Here is a 20101-nt window from a genome sequence, read left to right on the forward strand (position 1 = left end):
CCTACGTATGCTCGCATCACCCCCATTCCCCTGCCTTCCCCACAATTGGGGATAGCGCACTCCGGGAGGCTCCACGACAATCCTGCGGCGTGCCGTCGCCGCTGCCGCGGCCAACCGGGTGGCGATGCCGTAAGAATGGATTGGTGAACGCAGACCAGCCCATGCCGCCTCCCTGGTGGGGGCACCTTCTCGCCGCCTTCGACCAGCCGGGCGCGCTGATGGTGGAAGACCTCGCCAAGGAACTCGGCATCGACGCCGAGAGCGTGGAGGGCGAGCTGGCCGACAGCCCGCTGTTCCACGAGACCGAGGACGGATGGGTCCACCTGCGCCATCTCGCCGAGGGTGCGGTCCTCACCCACCAGGTCACGGCGCGGGAGATCGCGGAGAACAGGCTCGACGGGGCCGACGACCTCTCGCTGTGGCTGCGCTTCGCGGTGGGGAGCGGCTGGCCGCTCGCCGTCGGCGGCATGCTCACGGCCGACGTCCGGGGCGGCCTGCGCGGCCCGGACGGCTGGCTGTCGGGCTTCTCCGACGGCGACGTCCTCGGGCTCAGGCTCTCCCACGGGCTCTTCGAGGTGGCGCCGCTGCGCCCCGGCGGCGCGACGGCCCGCCCCGGCGCGATGGCGAGGGTCGTCGAGGAGAGCGTGGGCCAGGCGATGCTGGCCGTCGCCGTCTACGCCCACTTCCGCGACACCGACCCCGGCGTGCGGCCCGTCGCGCCGCTCGACGGCGTGATCGCCGACATCCTGCACAACTACCCCGGCACGTTCGACCTCCCGCACCCGCCGCTGACGGAGCTCCTCCCCGAAGGCGGGCTCGTGCTCGGAGACGGGCACGCGCACATGCGCGGAGCCCCCGAACGCGCCGCCGACGTGCAGGGCCTGAGCGAGGACGACGTCATCAGGCTCGTCAAAGTGCGCCACGCCCTGTCCATCCTCTCTCCCGACAGCGACCTCACGGGCACCCTGCGCCACATCGCGGTCTCCGACGCCGTGATCGGCCACCTCGCCGACGACGTCGCACGCCGCCCGCTCCCCGCCGACATGCTCGCAGCCCTTCTCCGGGCCGCGGCTGACGCCCGACAGGAGGCCGCCGTCGCCTTCCTCGCCGCACGGCAGGCCGGTGAGCCCACCGAGGCCGCCACGCTCGTCGAGCATGTGCTCGAACTCGCCCCCGGGCTCGCCTCCGCCCTGCGCGACGCGGGGTTCTACGCCGCCTGCCGGGGCGACTACGCCAAGGCCGACGATCTGCTGCGGCGCGGCGGCGTGCAGTCCGACGAGGGGCTGAGGCCCGCCCTGCGTCCCCTGCTGAGCGCCCCCGCCGGGCAGACATCCCGCAACCAGCCCTGCCCGTGCGGCTCGGGCCGCAAATACAAGGCGTGCCACCAGGCCGCCGAGGCGCACGGCCTGCCGCGGCGGGCACCGCTGCTCCACCTGCTCATCCTCGAGTACGGCTCCGCGCCCGCCAACCGGGCCGCCGTCGAGGCCGCCGTGGCGCCGGGTCCCGCCGCCTCGGCGACCTTCCTCGCCGAGACGGCCGTGTTCGAGTACGGCATGGCCGCCGACTTCCTGGCCGAATACCGCGGACTGCTGAAGGCCGACGAGGCCGCGCTGGTGGAGTCGTGGCTGCCGGAGCCGCTGCGCCTGTGGGAGGTGGCCGAGGTCGACCAGGCCCACGGCACGGTGCTGCTGCGGGCCCTTCTCGGCGCCCCGCCCGCCCCGGGCGCCTCGCCGGACGGCGCGCCCGCCGGCGGCGGGGGGCCGGTGCGGCTGAGGAAGCGCGGACTGGCTCATGCCGTACGGGCCGGGGACCTCCTGCTCGCCCGGGTGCTCGCGGACGGCGACGGGCCGAGGCTGCTGGTCGACCCGCCGGTCCTGCGCGACCTGCCCGGGCTCCCGCCGTTCACCGACCCCGTCGACCCGCCCGCGGTGGCCGCCTTCCTCAGCCGGGCGGCGAACCCGCAGCCGCTCGAACCGGGGCTGTTCCTGTAGGCGCCCGGCCGGCGTGCCGGGCGCCGCGGGGAGTGTGAGCCATGATCTATATGCCGATCCGCTATAGCGCTCCGTGACCGGGCCGGTTCGCTTTAGGCTTCCATGGTGATCTTTTCCCTCCGCGCACGCGTGGCCGCCGGCGTCGTCTCTTTCGCCGCGGCCTTGGCCATCGCCCCAGCCGTTCCGGCGGCTTCGGCGGTCTCCGCCGAGCCGGTGGAGATCAGCCTTCCCGGCACCGGAGTGACGCTGTTCGAGAACTCCGCGGACCGTCTGCATGTGACGTCCTACAACCTTTCGCGGAACAGGACATATCTCCGGGACAGAAGCCGGGACTCCTTCGCCAGGAAGGCCAACTACTCCGAATACACCGTGTCGCCGGGAGGTGGGCGCGCGGCCGGGGTGTCGACGTCTTACACCTCCGCCGGATTCGACACGCTCGTGCTCCTCGAACGTGGCACCGGCAAGAGCATGATGATCAACACGGTGCGCAAACCGCTGACCGCGTCCTATGCCTTCTGGTCGCGCGATGGAAGCAAGATCGCCTTGACCGCCGAGCGGAAGTCCGGCGGCAAGTGGCGCACCGTGGGCTACGCGGTGGTCGACGTCGCCGCCCGTGTCAGCCGCTACATCCCCGTGCCCGATGTGGACCCGGCGGGGACGTTCCGGTGGGCCGCCGACAGCACGCATCTGATCGTCGAGCACAAGGACGGCGTGCGCTTCCACCGCGCCGGCGACGGGCGGGTCGTCCGCCACATCGCCAAGGTGGGGCCGCCCGCGGGCGGCGAAGAGGCGCTGTCGCCGTCGGGTCGGCTGCTCACGACGTGGTGCCCGATCCGATACGCGGAGAAGGTGTGCGTGATCGACCGCGCCACCGGGCAGATCAAGAACCGGGTGCCCACCAAGGCCGAATCGCTCTGGGGCTGGTGGGACGAGTCCCACGTGATCGCCGTGGTGCCGAAGGACGGCGGCTACCAGGCGGTGGTCGGCGACCTGCGGGGCAGGACGGTGCGGGTGCTCGCCGAGATCTCCTCCTCCGCCTACCGCACGGACAAGGTCTACCTGAGCTTTACCCGCAAATAGGTGGGTTCGTCCCCGCGGGATGGGCCCTGATGCCCTCCCGCGGGCCGAACATCTCTTGGTTTCGACCTAGACTGCCCATGTGGCAGACGTGAAGTTCGAGATCCAGATGCTGCATGACCGCGTCATGGTCCGTGCGGAGCAGGATACCGAGGAGCGGCGCAGCACGGCGGGCATCGTCATCCCGGCGACGGTCAAGCTGGCCAACCGCCTGGTGTGGGGTGAGGTCTGCGGGGTCGGCGCCAGCGCGCGCAGCGTCAAAGTCGGCGACAAGGTGCTGTTCAACCCCGAGGAGCAATACGAGGTCGACGTGCAGGGGCAGATCTATCTCGTCATGCGCGAGCGGGATCTGCACGCGATCGCGACGACCCACACCGACCACGGCACGGGGCTCTATCTCTGACGCCGTTCCGGTGTCACGCGTGCTCTGAAACATGCTCGGGAAGCGTTCTCAAGACGTTGTGAAAACGTTTTGAAGCCGCTCTGAAGCTGCCCTGAAGCGCTCCCCGGCACCCCGCGCGCCGCGTCGGTGCCGCGGTGATGCCGCGTCCGTGCAGCGTCCGTGCAGCGTCCGTGCAGCGTCCGTGCCGTATCCGTGCAGCGTCCGCTGCCGTCCTCGCATGGCGTTCTCGGGTCTCGCTGGGCTATGCATTCGGGCTAACGAAATATTCTTTTTGGTCATTTTGGTGGTGGTGTGAGCCACGTCTTAGGATGGGTTCGCGGTGTTTGGTCCGGGCTAGGTGGGGCCCGGATGGGGGGACGGGTAGAGGGCAGGGAAATGCGGAGGGCTTACTGACCGGTAGTCCAGGTGGGCGTTTCTGATCGCGGCAATGCGGCCTGTCAATTCCGTCACAGTCGACACGTCATCGACAGGGGCGCTGTATATTTCCCCGGTGTTCGCGAAGATTTCTCGGAGTTTACCCGCGGGTAGGGAGCCGGGACCCGCACGCGGATTATCCAGATGCCAAAGGGGATAGGGATGTCGCGGTACCTGCTCTTCGGGGGCACGGGGTTCATCGGTGAACACGTGCGCGCCGGCCTGACGGCGATCCGGGATGCCGAGGTCGTCGTGGTGTCACGGGAGACGATGAGCCGTACCATGGACCTCTCGTCGGCGGGCCAGCGCCAGCTGACCGACCTGCTCTACGAGACGGCCCCCGCCGCCATCGTCAACTGCGTCGGCGCGACCACGGGCGACCCGCTGACCATGACCCAGGCCAACGTCGTGGCCGTGGGACGCCTCCTGACCGCTGTCGCCAGAGCCGCGCCCCGCTCCCGCGTCGTGCACCTCGGCTCCGCCGCCGAATACGGCGCCGTGCCCGAGGGGCTCCCCATCGACGAGACCGTGGAATGCCACCCGGTCAGCCACTACGGCATGACCAAGCTGGCGGGCACCGAGCTGGTCAGAGCCGCCGCGGGCGACGGCATGGACGCCGTGTCGCTGCGCGTCTTCAACCCCGTCGGCCCCGGCGCCACGCTCGGCACCCTCGCCGGACGGCTGGTCGCCAGGCTGAGCGAAGGCGGCGACGTTCGCATCGCCGGACTCCACCACTCCCGCGACTTCGTCGACGTCCGCGACGTGGCCGACGCCGTCGTGGCCGCCGCCACCGTCCGCGGCGGACTGCCCCCCGTGCTCAACATCGGCAGCGGCCGGGCGACAGCCGTACGCGACCTGGTGGAGAGCCTGGTCGCGATCGCGGCCCCCGACACCCGCGTCGTGGCCGACGGCGAACCCGACGCCAAGTCGGCAGCCGTCACCTGGCAGTGCGCCGACGTGACCGCCGCCGCCCATACGCTCGGCTGGAAGCCGTCCCTGGACCTGTCGACGTCCCTCGCCGACCTGTGGGCCGCCCACCTGACCGCGAACGTCACTCCCGGCTGACGCCCGAGGCGGCCCTCAGGCGGGGGAGCCGCGGACCTCGACGATCTCGGCCAGGGGGAATTCGAGGTAGTCGCCCGCCTCCTCGCACCACGCGTCGAGCACGGCGCCGGTGAGTTCGCCGTGGCTGACGGTGGCGGTGACACCGTCGGCCAGCGTGATGGCGGCGCGCACACCGCGGTCGACGACGAAACCGAGCAGAGACTGCTGCGCGGTGGGCAGCCGGGTGGCCATGCGGCCGATGACGGCCCACGTGCGCCCGGTGGGGCGGGCCTCGCCGTCGCGGGCGGTGACGAGGCGGCGCGCGTGTTCGCGCGGGTCCGGCGTCGGCTCGACCATCGAGTACGGCGGAGCCGGAAGCTCGGCGACCTGCCCGCCGGGCAGCAGGATCAGCGTGCCGCCGCGCCGCGCCTCCACCTGCGCCCGGCGGATCTGGATCTGCCCGGTGTCCTCGACGGGCATCGGCGCGTAGCCGTTCTCACGGAGAGCGGCCAGGGTGCGGTCGGCCGGGGCGGCGCTCGCGAGCACGGTGGGGGCCAGCAGGCGCAGGCCGAGCCCGGCGAGGCGCCGGTGAGCGGCGATCTCGGCGAGCAGCACCGGGTCGGCGGCCTGCACGATGCACGCGACGCTCGTGACCGTGACCTCGCCGTGCCGCCGCGCCACGTCGCGCACGAGGTAGTCGAGCGGCTGCGGCACCGTGCCGACCTCCGACAGGTCGGACAGCAGGTCTTCGGCCGTGTGCCCGGCGTCGAGGGCGCGGCGCACGCTCGCGTGGGAGAAACGCCACACCGAGGCCGAGCCGCGCGACTCGCGATCGGCCACCCGGTCGAGGAGTTCGGCGAGTTCGGGGGCGGGCGGCCCGGTGACGACGGCGGTGAGGTCGGCCCCGAACAGCGCGCTCCGGCGCACGCTCGCCAGCGCCCGCGACGAGCATTCGACGAGCGCGGGGTCGAGTTCGACGTCGGGCACCGACTCGTCCTGCTCGTCGCCCGCCTGCTCGCCGAGGCCGGCGAGGGCGCGGCCGAGGTCGGTGAGCGTGTCCTGGGCGATCAGGCCGAGCAGCCGCGCCTCCTCCATCACGGCCGGGGCGCAGTCGGCCAGCAGCGCGTGGTCGAGCAGCGGCGCCCGCCAGCGGGTGGAGTGGACGAGCGACGCGCGGTCGGCGACAGCCGTACCGACCGGGAGTGTGGCGAGCACGTCGAACAGCGCGTGGCGCGCCCGGGCGAGCGTCGCGCCGTCGGGGTCGTCGCCGAGCACCGTGACGTAGCGCCCGTCGACGCGGCGCAGCGACGAGCGGGACATGCGCCACCACGCGGCGAGCAGCACCCGCAGCCTGGTCGCGGCGTCCGACAGACGCCACCGGTCGAACCGCTCGGTGGGGACGAGCCCGCCGGCCTCCTGGTCGAAGGCCAGCAGCCTCGCGACGGCGCAGATCTCCAGCGACACCCGGCTCTCGTCCTCGTCGCACCCGGTCTCCCGGGCCACCCTCCGTATTTCACGCACCCCGACCCCGCCGGTCTTCAGCAGCGGCAGCGGTGACTTCGCCGTATTGTCCAGCAGCGCCGCGGCGCGTTCGACGGCGTGCGGCGCGGCGAGCGTCATCAGATGGTCGACCGTCTCCGGGTCGACGGGAATCGCCGCCACCTCGGGCGCGGCCGGCGTGAACGGCGCGCGGTAACCGGCCCCGCGTACGGCGAGAGCCACCTCCCGCGGCATCTCCGCCACGTCCCAGCTCGGCCGGAACAGCAGCCCGTGGTCGGCGGCCCACTTCTCCGGGGTGCCGGGCGTGACGAAAAGCCCGCCCTCCACCTCACGCGCGGGACCCTCCCAGGCGAAACGCCGCGCCAGCGTCGTCGTGCCCTCGGGGCCGTGGTCGAGCAGCCTCGCCACCCTCTCGGGGTCGGCCAGCGCCGCGGCGACCCGCGCCACCGCCATCCGTTTCGGCCCCCGAGGCGACAGTCCGAGCCGCAGCGCCAGCTGCTTGAGCGCGTCGGCGCTCATCGTCCACGAATCGAGGTAGCGCGACAGCGGCTCCCCGAGCCCGCAGGGCGTCGGCCACGAACGGGCCATGCCGTCGGCGAGCCGGACGCGCCCCTCGTCGTCCGGCCAGGCGAGCGCGTGATCGTAGAGCACATCCAGCCAGCGGGACACCTGCTCCGCATCGGTGCCGAGGAACTCGGCAAGGTCGGCCGGGGTCGCCCGATCGCCCACCACGAGCCGCGCCTCGACGATCTCCAGACACGGCAGCGGCAGCGCGAACATCGCCCGCGACACGGCGAAGCCGTTTCCGAGCCGCTGCGCCAACGTGTTCATGCGCCGCGGCCACGGAGGCGCGAGGGCGTCGGGTCGGTGGGCGAGGACGCGGGCGAGCCTCTCCTCGTCGAGTGTGTTCAGCCAGCCGAGCAGATGATCGTCCATCTCAGCTCTCTCAAGGGGTTGCGCGGCACTCGCCGTGAGCCGTGAGCCGTGAGCATCCACCGTAATGCAGATCACACCGCCTGGTTGGAGACCTTCGCCAAAAGGCGGAACGCTTTGCGCCGCCGCGAGGTACGCCTGTGATCAGCTGATGTGCGTGTGGTCTGAGCGACCAAAGGGGGCGGGCCCCGCGCGGTGTCCGGGGGGAGGGACGACCGGAAGGGCCCGCCCGGGCGCCCGGGAGGGGAAAGGCGGCGCCCCTGGAAGAAAGCATGTGAAACCGGTCGCCTTAAGCGGCGAGCACGGCCCACACGATCTTGCCGTATGGCGTGAGCGGGGACCAACCCCACCGGAGGCTGAGCGACTCGACGATGTGGAGTCCGAGGCCGCCGGGGGAGAGTTCGTCGGGGAAGCGCATCACGGGGGAGCCGGGGCCGGGGTCGATGAGGGCGCAGGTGACGAGGGGGCCGCGCCGTACGAGGGACAGGCGGATGCAGGGGGCCGTGTCGGCCGCCGGGCTTGTGCGGTGTGCGGGGCGGCTTGGTGCGCGCCCGTCGCCGGGGTCGTGGTTGAGGCCGTGCCGGAGGGCGTTGGTCGATAGTTCGGAGACGACCAGCTCCATGCTTTCCGCCAGCTCCGCCATGCCCCAGCCGGCGAGGGTGGTGGTCGTGACGTTGCGGGAGGAGTGTACGGCGTCGGCCTGCGGAGGTAGGACGAATGTCGCGCTGGACACGTGTGACGCGGTGCCGAGCAGATCGCGGGCCGGGTCGGGCCACCAGCCGGCGGGCGGCCACCAGTCGTGCGCGCCTCGTCGCGTGTGGGAGCGCGTCGGCGAGGGGTGGGCGTGCGCGTGGGGTTTGGGACCGCGGGCGAGGGGGGTGGTGCTACAGGCAGAGTGCACTAGATCATGATGATGCAAACTCGCGTGCAGGTGCAAGGGCGGATGCACGTGCATTCGCTTCATGCAGGCGCTACGGTTACCCCCCATCGGGGCAAACTTAGACGAAAGGGGATCTTGTCCGCGCGAGGTATTTCTAGGCGCGGAATGACAGACTGTCGATCAGTCAACGACCAAGGAGCAGCACGTGTCCATGGATCCGCCTGGGACAGGTTCCACAGTTCGGCGCATCATGCTCGGCGCCAGTCTGCGCCGTCTGCGTGAGGATAGAGGACTCACCCGTGAGGTGGCTGGATTTCACATCCGGGCCTCGGAGTCCAAGATCAGCCGCATGGAGCTGGGACGGGTCGGTTTCAAGACGCGTGATGTCGAAGATCTGCTCACGCTCTACGGAGTGCACGACGACGCCGAACGTCGTGGCCTGCTGGAGATGGTCAGGGAGGCCAACACCCCCGGGTGGTGGCACAAATTCGGTGACTTCCTCCCCTCATGGTTCACCACCTATGTGGGGCTTGAGGAGGCCGCCCAGATGATCCGCACCTACGAGGTGCAGTTCATCCCGGGCCTGCTGCAGACCGCCGCCTATGCGCGGACGGTTTTCCGGCTCGGATATCCCGACTCGCCCAGTGAAGAGGTCGAGCGCCGCGTGCATATGCGCATGCAGCGTCAGGAACGTTTCACCCGCAAGGACGGTCCCCGATTGTGGGCGGTCATCGATGAGGCGGCACTGCGCCGTCCCATTGGAGGGCGAGAGATCGTGCGCGAGCAGTTGGAGCACTTGCTGGAGGTCGCGACCCTCCCCAACATCACCATCCAGGTGATGCCCTTCCGATTCGGTATGCATGCCGCGGAGGGGGGCGCGTTCAGCATTTTGCGGTTTCCTGAGTCCGATTTATCGGACGTCGTTTATGTCGAGCAGCTCTGGGGTGCCCTCTACCTGGATAAACGTGAGGATGTTGATCCATATCTCACGGCGATGGAACAGCTATGTGTGGAAAGCACCACGCCAGGAGGCACAGCGGAGCTCATCGGCGGACTTCTCAGAGAGAACTTAGATGGAGCACACCTATAACGGCATGCCCGCCAACGAACTCACCAACGTGGCGTGGCGTAAGAGCAGGCGCAGCAACTCACAGGGCAACTGCGTCGAACTCGCCGAACTGCCTGACGGCGGCGTCGCCGTACGGAACTCTCGGTTTCCGAACGGTCCCGCGCTGATCTACACCCGCGATGAGATGCGGGCGCTGGTCCTTGGCGTCAAGGACGGCGAGTTCGACGGCCTGCTCGTCTAGCCGTGTCACCATCCGGCGCACCCGTGGTACGGCGGTGCGCCGGATGCCCCCGGGGCCCGCTTCACGGCGTGGCGCAGCCGTACCGGCGCCTGGGGGCCCAAGTACGCGATATGCGGAGAAAGCAGCGCCTGGTTCGTGTAACACTGTTTTTACCGGCGGCGACCTGCCTTAACAGGTACGGGCCGCGCGCGTAACCAGGCAGGTCCCGTGCTCGTGCAGAGTCGGATCCGTCACCGAATCTGTGTGAGGGGGCAACCGCCATGACCGTGCTCGACCAGATGATGCTCTATCCCGTCGCGGACGACGTGCTGCTCGCGCCGGGCGGCCGCGTGGTGATCCGCACGTACGGCGTGGCACACGAAAACGGCGTTACCTACCGTACGTGGGTGACAGGGGTCCGCGACCACCCCCGCTACTGGCGCTGGGTCGGCTACGAGGACGCCCGAACCGGCCACCGGCGGGTCCTGGAGTGGCTCACCGGCCGAGGCCCCCAACCGGCGTGCGCGCCTGCGGCCTGACCCACGTCCGACCTGCGTCCGACCCGCGCCTGACCTGCGCCGGTCCCGTCCTTCCCACCACTAGTGTGGTGGCCCATGAACGGGCGACCCCTAGCGTTGATCACCGGAGCGTCCAGTGGCGTGGGCGAGGCCATCGCGCGCGCACTCGCGCCGACGCACGATCTGATCCTCGGCGGACGTGACGCCGATGCCCTGTCGGCCCTCGGCGTCGAACTGCCCGGGGCGCGTCCCTGGCCGGTCGAGCTGACCGAGGTCGGCGCGCGCGACGTCGCCGGCATCGACCGCCTCGACGTGCTCGTGCACAGCGCGGGCATCGCCAGACTCGGCGCGATCGAGGGCCTGGCCGCCTCCGTCTGGCGCGAGACCTACGAGGTCAACGTCGTGGCCGTGGCCGAGCTCACCCGGCTTCTGCTCCCCGCGCTGCGCGCCGCCCAGGGGCACGTCGTGCTGATCAACTCGGGTGCGGGGCTGCGCGCCAACCCCGAGTGGGCGGCGTATGCCGCGAGCAAGTTCGCCTTGCGCGCCTTCGCCGACGCGCTCCGCCTGGAGGAGGACGAGCACGGTGTGCGCGTGACAAGCGTCTACCCCGGCCGTGTCGACACCCCCATGCAGCGCACCATCCGCGCTCAGGAAGGCGGAGGCTACAAGCCCGACCTCTATCTGCACGCCGATTCGGTCGCGGGCGCGGTGCGCCAGGCGATCATGGCACCGCCCGACGCCCACGTCACCGAGATCACCCTGAGGCCCGCCCCCCGGTAGACCGGGGCCGCAGCGGGGCCGAACGGGAGCGGGACCGGGGCTGAACGGGAGCCGAGCGGAGCCGGAGCCGGGCTAGACCGGGGCGTTCCAGCGGCGGATCACCTGTTCCTCGTGCTCGAAACCGAGCACGCTGTACGTCCCGGTGTAGAGGCTGAACAGCCGCCCGTCGGCGGCCGGCAACCCCAGCCAGCGGGCCGTGAGCACACGCAGCACATGGCCGTGGGCGACCAGGACGACGTCGCCCGCCGCGCCTTTGACCCGGGCGACGACCCGTTCGACGCGGCGGCCGACCTCCTCGACGCTTTCCCCCGGATGGTCGGCGTCCCCGGGGGGCACGCCGTCACGCCACAGATACCAGCCCGGCCGCGCCTCGCGGATCTCCGGGGTGGTCCGGCCCTCGTAGCCGCCGTAATCCCATTCCCACAGGTCCGGCGTGGTCTCGTAGTCGGTCAACCCGGCCAGCTCCGCCGTACGGCGTGCGCGAAGCGCCGGACTCACCACGACGAGGGCCAGATCGCGACGCTTGAGCAGGGGAGCGAGGCCCAATGCCTCCTCCTCACCTCGTTCGGTGAGAGGGACGTCGGTGCGGCCCGTGTGCCGCCCCGCGCGGCTCCACTCGGTCTCACCGTGACGAAGCAATATCAACTCATCCATGCCCCGCATCATGCCCCGTGCCGCCCGCCGCATTCCGGACCCTGACCGTGCGCGCTTGAGGCTGATTGGTACCGTCTCAGGGTGTGCGCGGCGTGCGCGCGAAGTCCGGTGTGAATCCGGCGCTGTCCCGCAACTGTGACGGCCCCGTAGGGGCCGAAGCCAGGTCGACCGTTCGCCGCGCGGCGCTTCATCCCTCGTGGAAAAGGGTGGTCCGTCAGTGGTCTCTCGGTTCCCGACCCCCCATGCACAGAAAGGACACGCGTGAGACCTCTACGCAAAGCCTTCGCCGGTGTGCTGTTCGGCGCTCTCCTCCTCACCGGCTGCGGTGCCGACGGTGATACCGGCGCCCGTGCCGCCTCCCCCTCTCCGACGGCCTCCGCAGGGACCTTCCCCGTCACCGTGTCGGCAGGCAACGGCGCCGTCACCATCCCCAAGAGGCCGGAACGCGTCGTGTCGCTGTCGCCGACGGCGACCGAAACCCTGTTCGCCATCGGCGCCGGACCGCAGGTCGTGGCGGTCGACGACCAGTCGAACCACCCGCCGCAGGCACCGAAGACCGACCTGTCGGGCTTCAAACCCAACGCCGAGGCGATCATCGCCCAGCGCCCCGACCTCGTGGTGCTCTCCGATGACATGGACAACATCGTCGCGGAGCTGACCAAGGTCAAGGTGCCGGTGCTGCTGGAGGGCTCGGCGCTGAAACTCGACGACGCCTACGACCAGATCACCGACCTCGGCGCCGCCACCGGCAACACCGCCGCCGCGGGGAAGCTCGCCGCCGACGTCAAGGGCGAGATCGAACGGCTTGCCGCTGCGGCCCCCGCGAGCACGAAGAAGCTGACCTTCTACCACGAGGTCGACAAGTCCCTCTTCTCCACGACCTCCAACACCTTTATCGGCCAGATCTACACCCTGTTCGGCCTGGAGAACATCGCCGACAAGGCGCCTGACGCCTCCGGCGGCTACCCCAAACTGTCCGCCGAGTTCATCGCGGACGCCGACCCCGACCTGATCTTCCTGGCCGACGTCAAGTGCTGCGGCCAGTCCGCCGAGACCGTCGCCAAGCGGCCGGGCTGGGGTGACCTCACGGCCGTGAAGAACGACAGCGTCATCGCGCTCGACGACGACATCGCCTCACGCTGGGGCCCGCGCATCGTCGACCTCGCCAAGACGCTCGCGGCGGCGCGCGAAGCGGCGCTCGACAAGAACGCCGACAAGGCCGGGGCGAAGGCCGGCAGCTGAGCACGATCAAGGAGGCGGGGCGGCGGCGCACCGGCTTGCGGCCGATCCCGCTGCTGCTCTCCCTCGTCATCCTCGCCGTCAGCATGCTCGCCGCGCTGCTCAGCGGTGCGGCGGGCATCCCCGTCGGGGCGATACTCGCCGAACTCGCCGACAAGCTGCCCCTCGTCACCGCCGACTCCGGGCTGACCCCCGTCGAACAGGGGCTCCTGCTGGAGCTCCGGCTTCCGAGAGTCGTGCTCGCCGCCCTCGTCGGCGGCCTGCTCGCCGCCGCGGGCGCGGGATACCAAGGGGTGTTCCGCAACCCGCTGGCCGACCCCTACCTCCTCGGCGCCGCGGCGGGGGCAGGGCTCGGCGCCACCGCGGTCATCGTTCTCGCGGGCGACGCCGACGCCATCGCCATCCCCGTCGCCGCTTTCGCCGGGGCCGTCGGCGGAGTCCTGCTCGCCTACCTGCTCGGCAGCGTGGCGGGCCGCGCCGGCGGCATCGCGCCTCTGGTGCTCGCCGGGGTCGCGGTCTCCTCGTTCCTCGCGGCGGTCCAGACCTTCCTGCAGCAGCTTGAGGTCGAGGAACTGCGCCGCATCTACGGCTGGATCCTCGGCGACGTCGGCGGAGGCTGGAGCCAGGTCCTGCTGATCGCCCCTTATGCGGCGGTGTCCATGGGGTTCCTGCTCGCGTACGGCAGGCTGCTCGACGTGCTCGCCGTCGGCGACGACGAAGCCGTCAGCCTCGGCGTCAACGCCGTCCGGGTGCGCTTCGCCGTACTTTTCGCCGCCTCTCTCGCCACCGCCTCGGCGGTGGCGGTCAGCGGGCTCATCGGGTTCGTGGGCATCGTCGTGCCGCACGTCGTACGGCGGCTGGCCGGCGGGTCCTACCGTTCGGTCCTGCCCTTGTCCCTCATCGGCGGAGGGGCCTTCCTCGTGCTGGCCGACCTCGCCGCCCGCACCGTCATGGCCCCCGCCGAACTCCCCATCGGGGTCGTCACCGCGTTCGTCGGGGCACCGTTCTTCATCGTGGTGCTGCGCCTCACCCGGAGAAGCGAGACATGAGCCCCCTCACCCCCACAGACCTCACCGCCGCGAACCTCACTGCCGCAGACCTCACCGCCGCGAACCTCACCGCCGCAGACCTCACTGCCGCGAACCTCACCGCCAAGGACCTCTCCGTCGCCCTTGACCGCGCCCCCGTCCTCACCGGCGTCGACCTCGCCGTGCCCGCCGGCAGATGGCTCGCCGTCGTCGGCCCCAACGGCGCAGGCAAATCCACCCTGCTCAGAGCCCTCGCCGGCCTCCTGCCCCACGACGGCGAGATCGCCGTCGGCGGCACCGCCGTACGGCACATGCAGCCGCGCCGCCGCGCCCGCCTCATGGCCTACGCTCCGCAGAACCCCGCCCTCCCGGCCGAGATGAGCGTGTTCGACTACACGCTGCTGGGGCGCACGCCGTACATCCCGTACCTCGGGCGGGAGAGCAGGCGAGACCGGGACATCACCGGGTCGGTGCTGGAACGGCTGGACCTCGCGTCGTTCGCGGGCCGCTCCCTCGGCCGCCTCTCCGGCGGGGAGCGGCAGCGCGTCGTCCTCGCGCGAGCCCTCGTCCAGCGGGCGCGCGTGCTGCTGCTCGACGAGCCCACCACCGCGCTCGACCTCGGCCACCAGCAGCAGGTGCTCGAACTCGTCGACCGGCTCCGCCTCGCCGACGGCCTCACCGTCGTCACCACCCTGCACGACCTCACCGTCGCCGCGAGCTACGCCGACGCCATGCTCCTGCTGTCGGCCGGCCGCGCCGTCGCCTCCGGCACTCCCGCCGAGGTGCTGACAGAGGCCCACATCGGCACCCATTTCCACGCCCGCGTCGCCGTCACCACCGACGGCGGCGGCAGGCCCGTCGTCACACTGCTCCGCCCCTCCGGAGGAGACCGGTGAAGGACGTCCCCCTCGACCTGAGCCTCAGCCACCGCACCGAGGACGGCGCCCGCCTGGCCTCGCTCTTCTGGCGGTTCGGGCCCGGATGGCGCATGATCTCGTCGGCCATGCTGGGGGGCGGGATCGGCCCCCGGGAATGGGTGCTCAACGCCCAGGTCGTCGGCGGCTACAGCCGTATGGACCCCGTCGACCACCTCCACGAACTGGCCGCCGGCCTGGGGGCCGGGCCCGCCGGCGAACCCCCGGGCGTCGGTATGCTGACCGCCGCCTCCGTCGCGCGCTACGCCACCGGCGAGGACGGCGGCGTCCACGCTGTCGCCACCGTGGGCCTGCGCGTGCCCACCTGGGCCGCCGCGCCTGAAGGCCGTCCCGACCCCGAACTCGCCCCCATGCGGCTCGCCCCCGCCGCTTCCACGCCCGGCACCGCTTCCACGCCCGGCACCATCAACATCGTCGCCGCCGTCCCCGTCGCCATGACCGACGCCGCCCTCGTCAACGCCGTCATGACCGTCACCGAGGCCAAGACCCAGGCCCTGCTCGAAGCCGGCTTCCCCTGCACCGGCACGGCCTCCGACGCCGTCTGCGTCGCCGCCCCCGCCGGCGGCCCCGAAGAACTCTTCGGTGGCCCCCGCTCTCCCTGGGGCGCCCGCCTCGCCCGCGCTGTCCACACCGCCGTACGGCACGGCGCCCACGCCTGGGCAATCCGTACTCAGCCGGACACGTAGTGTGGTCTTTCCCGGGAAGTGCCGCGCGGACGAGAAGGCGAATGCGGACACTGGTCGGGTGACGGCGAAGGCGACGAGCAACCCGGCGACCGCCGCCTGCGAGGCTCCGGCGGGGCTGCCAATGAGACGGACACCGCTTCCCGGCAGGGCGCCCTTCACCGTTGCCGACCTCCTCAGGTTCCCTGATGACGGGAACCGCTACGAGCTCTCCAACGGATGCCTCGTGGTGAGTCCCTCTCCGACACCCCGGCACCAAGTTGTGCTCTTCCGCCTGCAGCAGGTGCTGGACGCGGTGGCGCCTGCGGGGCTGGAACCGCTGGGGAGGGTGAACCTCAAGGTCGACGAGGACGAGTTCTTCATCCCGGATGTGGTGCTGGTCGCAGCGGAGGCCGTCGTCCGCACCGAGTTGATGTTCGACCCGAGTGACATACACCTGATCGTGGAAGTGGTGGGCCCCCACACCCGGAGCCAGGACCGCTGTTGGAAGCGCATCGCCTACGCCGACGCGGGCATCCCGGTCTACTGGCGCGTCGAGCCTTCTGAGGGGCCGAGCATCCACGTCTACGAACTGGTCGAGGGCGACTACGTGCGCACCCAGACCCACAAGGCGGGTGAGCCGGCCAAGTTCTTCGCCCCGTTCGAGATGGAGTTCGATCCGGCCGTCCTGATCGCGCGGCGATCCTCCTAGAGCGTTCTCAACGCTAGCCCGTCACCCCCGTGGTGGCGGGTTCTTTGCGTGGCCGAGAGCCTGCCTGGTGCTACGTGTTGCCGTACAGCCTGGTCATATGTGAATATTTTCCTGTAATCCACACTGGAGACGGGAGATCTTTCGTGCGGGCATTTCCGAGGGTCCTGTTTGACGAGGCCCACAGCGAGTCGTGGACCATCCGGCGGGAGCTCGCCGAGACGATGAACCCGGCGCACCCCGACGACAACAGCTACGCGCGGGCGGCCGGGCTGCTGCGCGGGCTGGGGCACACCGCCACGGCGCACGTGGAGGGCCCGATCACGCCGGCGGTGCTGCACGGCCACGACGTGTTCGTCGTCGCGCATCCCTCGGCCGAGCGGTGGGAGCGCACCACCGGTTTCGGCAGCCCCGTCTTCCCCGTGGAGGAGCTCGACGCGATCGAGTCCTACGTAGCCGACGGCGGCGGGCTGATCGTGCTCGCCGAGTGTGAGCAGGAGAAGTACGGCAGCAACCTGGATGAGCTCCTCGCCCGCTTCGGCATCGGCGTCGAGCACACCACGGTGCAGGACCCGCGCAACGCCTACCGCGAGGTGGCGACGTGGGTGCTCGGCGTGCCTGGGGAAGACGAGGGCGTCCTGACGGGGGCCGCCCGCGCCTGCTTCTACCGCGCCGGCACCCTCACCGCGCCGGACGGCGCATCGGTGCTGTTCTCCACCTCGCCCACCGCCGACCCGGCGGGCCGGCCGCTGGCGGTCGCCGTACGGCACGGCCTCGGCAGGGTCGTCGTCTTCGCCGACTCCGACCTGTTCGGCGATGACTCCCTCGACGATCTCGACCACCGGCGCCTGTGGGGCAACGTCGTCACCTGGGCGGCCCGCCTGCCGCAGGCCGGCGCGGGCGGCGCGGAGCGCGCCCCGGAGGCGCGCGACCTGTTCGCGAGCCTGAAGAGCGTGGTCGAGGAGCTGCGCCCGCTGCAGGCCAAGGACGGCTCCATCATCGGCGACCGCGACCGCGCGGTCGGTCTGATCTCCGCGATCGTGGAACACCTCGTACGGCTGGCGCCGTACTTCCCGCAGGACGCCGACTACCACGCGGCCGTGATCGCGGACCTCAGCAAGTGGGTCGAGCAGGGCCTCGGCGTGCCCGACTTCCTGGACTCCCTCAACGCGTTCCACCCCGACGAGCGGCGGGAGGACGGCCTGGAGCACCTGGTCGTCTTCCCGATGTACACGCAGAACGGCAACCCCGACCGCCACATCGAGGCGGTGTGGATCCGGGTGATCTGGCCGGACTGGCTGGCCGAGCTGGAACGTTCCCGCTACGACAACCCGATGTTCGTGCCGATCGCCTTCGAGGACTTCACCGCCGGCTACGACACCAACTCCGCCGTGCTCTTCCCCGAGACGGTCGCCGTACGGCAGACCCCGGCCAGGTTCTCCTGGGGCGGGATCTTCGCCGACCGCGAGGCCGCGCGTTTCCGCGCCGTGAGCCGGGCCGCGGCCGACACGCTCAAGCTCGACCTGCCGCCGGATGCGGCGCGCCTGCTCGCGAGCCAGGAGCTCGCCCAGGACACCTTCGTCCTGTGGGATCTGATCCACGACCGCACCCACAGCCACGGCGACCTGCCCTTCGACCCGTTCATGATCAAGCAGCGCATGCCGTACTGGCTGTACTCGCTGGAGGAGCTGCGCTGCGACCTGACGGCGTTCGGCGAAGCGGTGAAGCTGGAGGCCGAAGGCGTGCCGCACGCGCGCTATGTGCAGATCGCGGTGCTGTTCGATCGGATGTTCCGCTTCCCGATCACGGGTGACCGGGTGCGCAACTACGACGGCCTCGGTGGTCAGCTGCTCTTCGCCTACCTGCACAAGGTCGACATCGTCCGCTGGACCGACAACCGGCTGTCGGTCGACTGGTCGCGGCTCGCCGGCGGCGTCGCCGACCTGCGTGCCGAGGTCGAGAAGCTCTACCGCGACGGCATCGACCGTTCCAAGCTGGCCCACTGGCTCGCTGCCCACGAGCTGGTCGCCGCTTACGTCGAGCCGCACCCCGCGTCCGTGTGGAGGCAGGGCATCGGGGCGCTTCCCGTGGAAGGCTTCCCGAAGGCCGTCGTGGACGCCGTCCTGCCCGACGAGTTCCCCCTGAGCATGTTCTTCGAGGCGCTCCGTCGTAAGCTCACCGACGTGATCGACTCGACGAAGGGGATTCGCGCATGATCATCGTTGTTGCGGGAGCGGGCGGCCCGGCGGGCCAGGCGGCCGTGGAGCACTTCACCAAGCGCGGCGACACGGTGATCGCCCTGGACAACCGGCCCATCCCCGGCGGGCGGGTCGTCGACCTGCTCGACCAGGAGGCCGTACGCGATCTCGCCGTCGGAATCCAGGCGGAACACGGCAGGGTCGACGGCGTCTTCCACGTCGTCGGCGGTTGGCGCGGGTCCAAGACCTTCGCCGAGACCTCCCTCGACGACTGGAGACTCCTGTCCGACCTGCTGATCCGCACCCTCCAGCACGTCACCCTGGCCTTCGAGCCCGCCCTGCGGGCCTCCGGCAGCGGGCGTTTCGCCATCGTCTCCGCCAAGGCCGCGGAGTCGCCCACGCAGGGCAACGCGGCGTACGGCGCGGCCAAGGCCGCCGCCGAGGCCTGGACCCTGTCCTTCGCCGACGCCCTCAAGGGCAGCGGCTCGGCCGCCGCCATCCTGGTCGTCAAAGCCCTGGTGCACGAGGCGATGCGCGCCGAGAAGCCCGAGGCGAAGTTCGCCGGCTTCACCGACGTGCATACGCTGGCAGAAGCGTATGCGAGCCTGTTCAACCGGCCCGCCGACGACATCAACGGACAGAGATTGGACCTCACCCAGTGACCGACGCCCTCCGCCGGCACGACCCCGCGCTCAAAGGCTTCGCCAGCGACAACTACGCGGGAGTCCACCCGGAGATCCTTGAGGCGATCGTCCTCGCCAACGAGGGGCACCAGGTCGCCTACGGCGACGACGTCTACACCGAGGCGCTGCGCGAGATCTTCGCGCGGCACTTCGGGCCGTCCGCCCAGGTGTGGCCGGTGTTCAACGGCACCGGCGCCAACGTCGTGTCCCTGCGCTCCATGTGCGCGTCCTGGGAGGCGGTGATCTGCCCGGAGACCGCCCACATCAACGTGGACGAGGGCGGCGCCCCCGAGGTCACGGGAGGCCTCAAGCTCCACACCGTCGCCACCCCCGACGGCAAGCTCACCCCCGACCTGATCGACCGCCAGGCGTGGGGCTTCGGCGACCCGCACCGGGCCCAGCCCCGGGTGGTGTCGATCTCCAACACCACCGAGCTTGGAACGCTCTACACCGTCGACGAGGTCGCCGCCCTCTGCGCCCACGCCCACGACCTGGGCCTCCTCGTCCACATGGACGGCGCGCGCATCACCAACGCCGCCGCCGCCCTCGGCGTCCCCCTCGCCGCCCTCACCACCGACGCCGGCGTCGACGTGCTGTCCTTCGGCGGCACCAAGGCCGGCCTGCTGTACGGCGAAGCCGTCGTCGCCCTCAACCCCACCGCCGTCCGCGGCGTCGAGTACATCCGCAAGACCTCCATGCAGCTGTCCTCCAAGATGAGGTTCGTCTCCGCCCAGTTCGAAGCCCTCCTCGGCGGCGACCTGTGGCTGCGCAACGCCCGCCAGGCCAACCGCATGGCAGCGCTGCTCGCCGAGCGCGTCCGCGCCGTCCCCGGCGTCGAGATCCCCCGGCCGGTCCAGGCCAACGCGGTCTTCGCCGTACTCCCCAAGGGGGTCACCGCCCGGCTGCAGAAGCGGTTCCGGTTCTACACGTGGAACGAGGCCACCGGCGAGGTGCGCTGGATGTGCGCCTTCGACACCACCGAGGCCGACGTCGACGCCTTCGCCGCCGCCGTCGCCGAGGAGATGGCCGTCGGCTGACCCCGGCCTGCGCCAGGGCGGCCCGCCTTCCACGGCGGGCCGCCCTTTTTCTTTCCCGAAGTTTCCCGAACGTGGGAACCGCTCGCCGCCGACGTGGCAACAACAGGTGTGATGATTCGAAGCCGAG

Annotated in this window: 19 protein-coding genes and 1 riboswitch; of the genes, 16 read left to right on the top strand and 3 right to left on the bottom strand. The window is 70.9% G+C overall.

Annotated features, from left to right (window positions below; all coding sequences use genetic code 11):
• Positions 1-143 precede the first annotated feature (143 nt).
• The 4 genes from BLQ73_RS02955 (at position 144) to BLQ73_RS02970 (ending at position 4950) form a co-directional block, all read left to right on the top strand.
• Positions 144-1991, top strand: a complete 1848-nt coding sequence (locus tag BLQ73_RS02955; protein WP_143020095.1) for an SEC-C domain-containing protein — start codon at positions 144-146, stop codon at positions 1989-1991.
• Positions 1992-2093: 102 nt separating this feature from the next.
• On the top strand, positions 2094-3071 hold the full coding sequence (locus tag BLQ73_RS02960) for a hypothetical protein (protein ID WP_093167954.1): 978 nt from the start codon (positions 2094-2096) through the stop codon (positions 3069-3071).
• Positions 3072-3150: 79 nt separating this feature from the next.
• Entirely contained in the window at positions 3151-3471 is a 321-nt protein-coding gene (locus tag BLQ73_RS02965; protein ID WP_093167956.1) for a GroES family chaperonin, read from the top strand.
• Positions 3472-4047: 576 nt separating this feature from the next.
• Positions 4048-4950, top strand: a complete 903-nt coding sequence (locus tag BLQ73_RS02970) for an NAD-dependent epimerase/dehydratase family protein (RefSeq protein ID WP_176955238.1) — start codon at positions 4048-4050, stop codon at positions 4948-4950.
• A 15-nt stretch (positions 4951-4965) separates the two neighbouring features.
• On the opposite strand, the gene BLQ73_RS02975 is transcribed toward BLQ73_RS02970, so the two are convergent.
• Complete coding sequence (locus BLQ73_RS02975) at positions 4966-7365, bottom strand: helicase-associated domain-containing protein (protein ID WP_093167960.1); 2400 nt, start codon at positions 7363-7365, stop codon at positions 4966-4968.
• 286 nt (positions 7366-7651) lie between these two features.
• On the bottom strand, positions 7652-8263 hold the full coding sequence (locus BLQ73_RS02980) for an ATP-binding protein (protein WP_245690748.1): 612 nt from the start codon (positions 8261-8263) through the stop codon (positions 7652-7654).
• Between the two features lie 229 nt (positions 8264-8492).
• Here BLQ73_RS02980 and BLQ73_RS02985 point away from each other — a divergent pair, with 229 nt between their 5' ends.
• The 4 genes from BLQ73_RS02985 (at position 8493) to BLQ73_RS03000 (ending at position 10829) form a co-directional block, all read left to right on the top strand.
• Positions 8493-9332, top strand: a complete 840-nt coding sequence (locus BLQ73_RS02985; RefSeq protein WP_218125600.1) for a helix-turn-helix domain-containing protein — start codon at positions 8493-8495, stop codon at positions 9330-9332.
• Entirely contained in the window at positions 9316-9552 is a 237-nt protein-coding gene (locus BLQ73_RS02990; protein ID WP_093167966.1) for a DUF397 domain-containing protein, read from the top strand. The genes BLQ73_RS02985 and BLQ73_RS02990 overlap by 17 nt, the downstream gene beginning before the upstream one ends.
• A gap of 260 nt (positions 9553-9812) precedes the next feature.
• Positions 9813-10070, top strand: coding sequence for a hypothetical protein (locus tag BLQ73_RS02995; protein WP_245690749.1), 258 nt, complete (start codon positions 9813-9815; stop codon positions 10068-10070).
• A gap of 75 nt (positions 10071-10145) precedes the next feature.
• A complete protein-coding gene (locus tag BLQ73_RS03000; protein WP_093167967.1) occupies positions 10146-10829 on the top strand; it encodes an SDR family oxidoreductase in 684 nt (227 codons plus the stop codon).
• Between the two features lie 72 nt (positions 10830-10901).
• Here the strand turns inward: BLQ73_RS03000 and BLQ73_RS03005 are convergent, their stop codons facing one another.
• Positions 10902-11483: a histidine phosphatase family protein gene (locus BLQ73_RS03005; RefSeq protein WP_093167969.1), complete on the bottom strand. Its 582-nt coding sequence runs from the start codon at positions 11481-11483 to the stop codon at positions 10902-10904.
• A gap of 72 nt (positions 11484-11555) precedes the next feature.
• Positions 11556-11701: riboswitch (adenosylcobalamin (AdoCbl) riboswitch) on the top strand.
• Between the two features lie 43 nt (positions 11702-11744).
• Here BLQ73_RS03005 and BLQ73_RS03010 point away from each other — a divergent pair.
• The 8 genes from BLQ73_RS03010 to BLQ73_RS03045 all read left to right on the top strand — a co-directional run bounded on the left by BLQ73_RS03010 (position 11745) and on the right by BLQ73_RS03045 (position 19974).
• A complete protein-coding gene (locus BLQ73_RS03010; protein WP_093167971.1) occupies positions 11745-12725 on the top strand; it encodes an ABC transporter substrate-binding protein in 981 nt (326 codons plus the stop codon).
• Between the two features lie 83 nt (positions 12726-12808).
• Positions 12809-13771, top strand: a complete 963-nt coding sequence (locus BLQ73_RS03015) for a FecCD family ABC transporter permease (protein ID WP_093168188.1) — start codon at positions 12809-12811, stop codon at positions 13769-13771.
• Complete coding sequence (locus BLQ73_RS03020; protein ID WP_093167973.1) at positions 13768-14646, top strand: ABC transporter ATP-binding protein; 879 nt, start codon at positions 13768-13770, stop codon at positions 14644-14646. Before BLQ73_RS03015 ends, BLQ73_RS03020 begins: the two co-directional genes overlap by 4 nt.
• Positions 14643-15371, top strand: a complete 729-nt coding sequence (locus BLQ73_RS03025) for an adenosylcobinamide amidohydrolase (RefSeq protein WP_245690750.1) — start codon at positions 14643-14645, stop codon at positions 15369-15371. The genes BLQ73_RS03020 and BLQ73_RS03025 overlap by 4 nt, the downstream gene beginning before the upstream one ends.
• Positions 15372-15429: 58 nt before the next feature.
• Positions 15430-16059 carry a Uma2 family endonuclease gene (locus BLQ73_RS03030; RefSeq protein WP_093167975.1) on the top strand — a complete coding sequence of 210 codons (630 nt, stop codon included), beginning with the start codon at positions 15430-15432 and terminating at the stop codon, positions 16057-16059.
• Between the two features lie 143 nt (positions 16060-16202).
• Positions 16203-18272 carry a DUF6421 family protein gene (locus tag BLQ73_RS03035; protein WP_093167977.1) on the top strand — a complete coding sequence of 690 codons (2070 nt, stop codon included), beginning with the start codon at positions 16203-16205 and terminating at the stop codon, positions 18270-18272.
• Entirely contained in the window at positions 18269-18916 is a 648-nt protein-coding gene (locus BLQ73_RS03040; protein ID WP_093167979.1) for an SDR family NAD(P)-dependent oxidoreductase, read from the top strand. Before BLQ73_RS03035 ends, BLQ73_RS03040 begins: the two co-directional genes overlap by 4 nt.
• On the top strand, positions 18913-19974 hold the full coding sequence (locus tag BLQ73_RS03045; RefSeq protein ID WP_093167981.1) for a threonine aldolase family protein: 1062 nt from the start codon (positions 18913-18915) through the stop codon (positions 19972-19974). Before BLQ73_RS03040 ends, BLQ73_RS03045 begins: the two co-directional genes overlap by 4 nt.
• The last annotated feature ends 127 nt before the right edge of the window (positions 19975-20101 follow it).

This window comes from Sinosporangium album, from assembly GCF_900100605.1.
GTDB classification, from domain to species: domain Bacteria; phylum Actinomycetota; class Actinomycetes; order Streptosporangiales; family Streptosporangiaceae; genus Sinosporangium; species Sinosporangium album.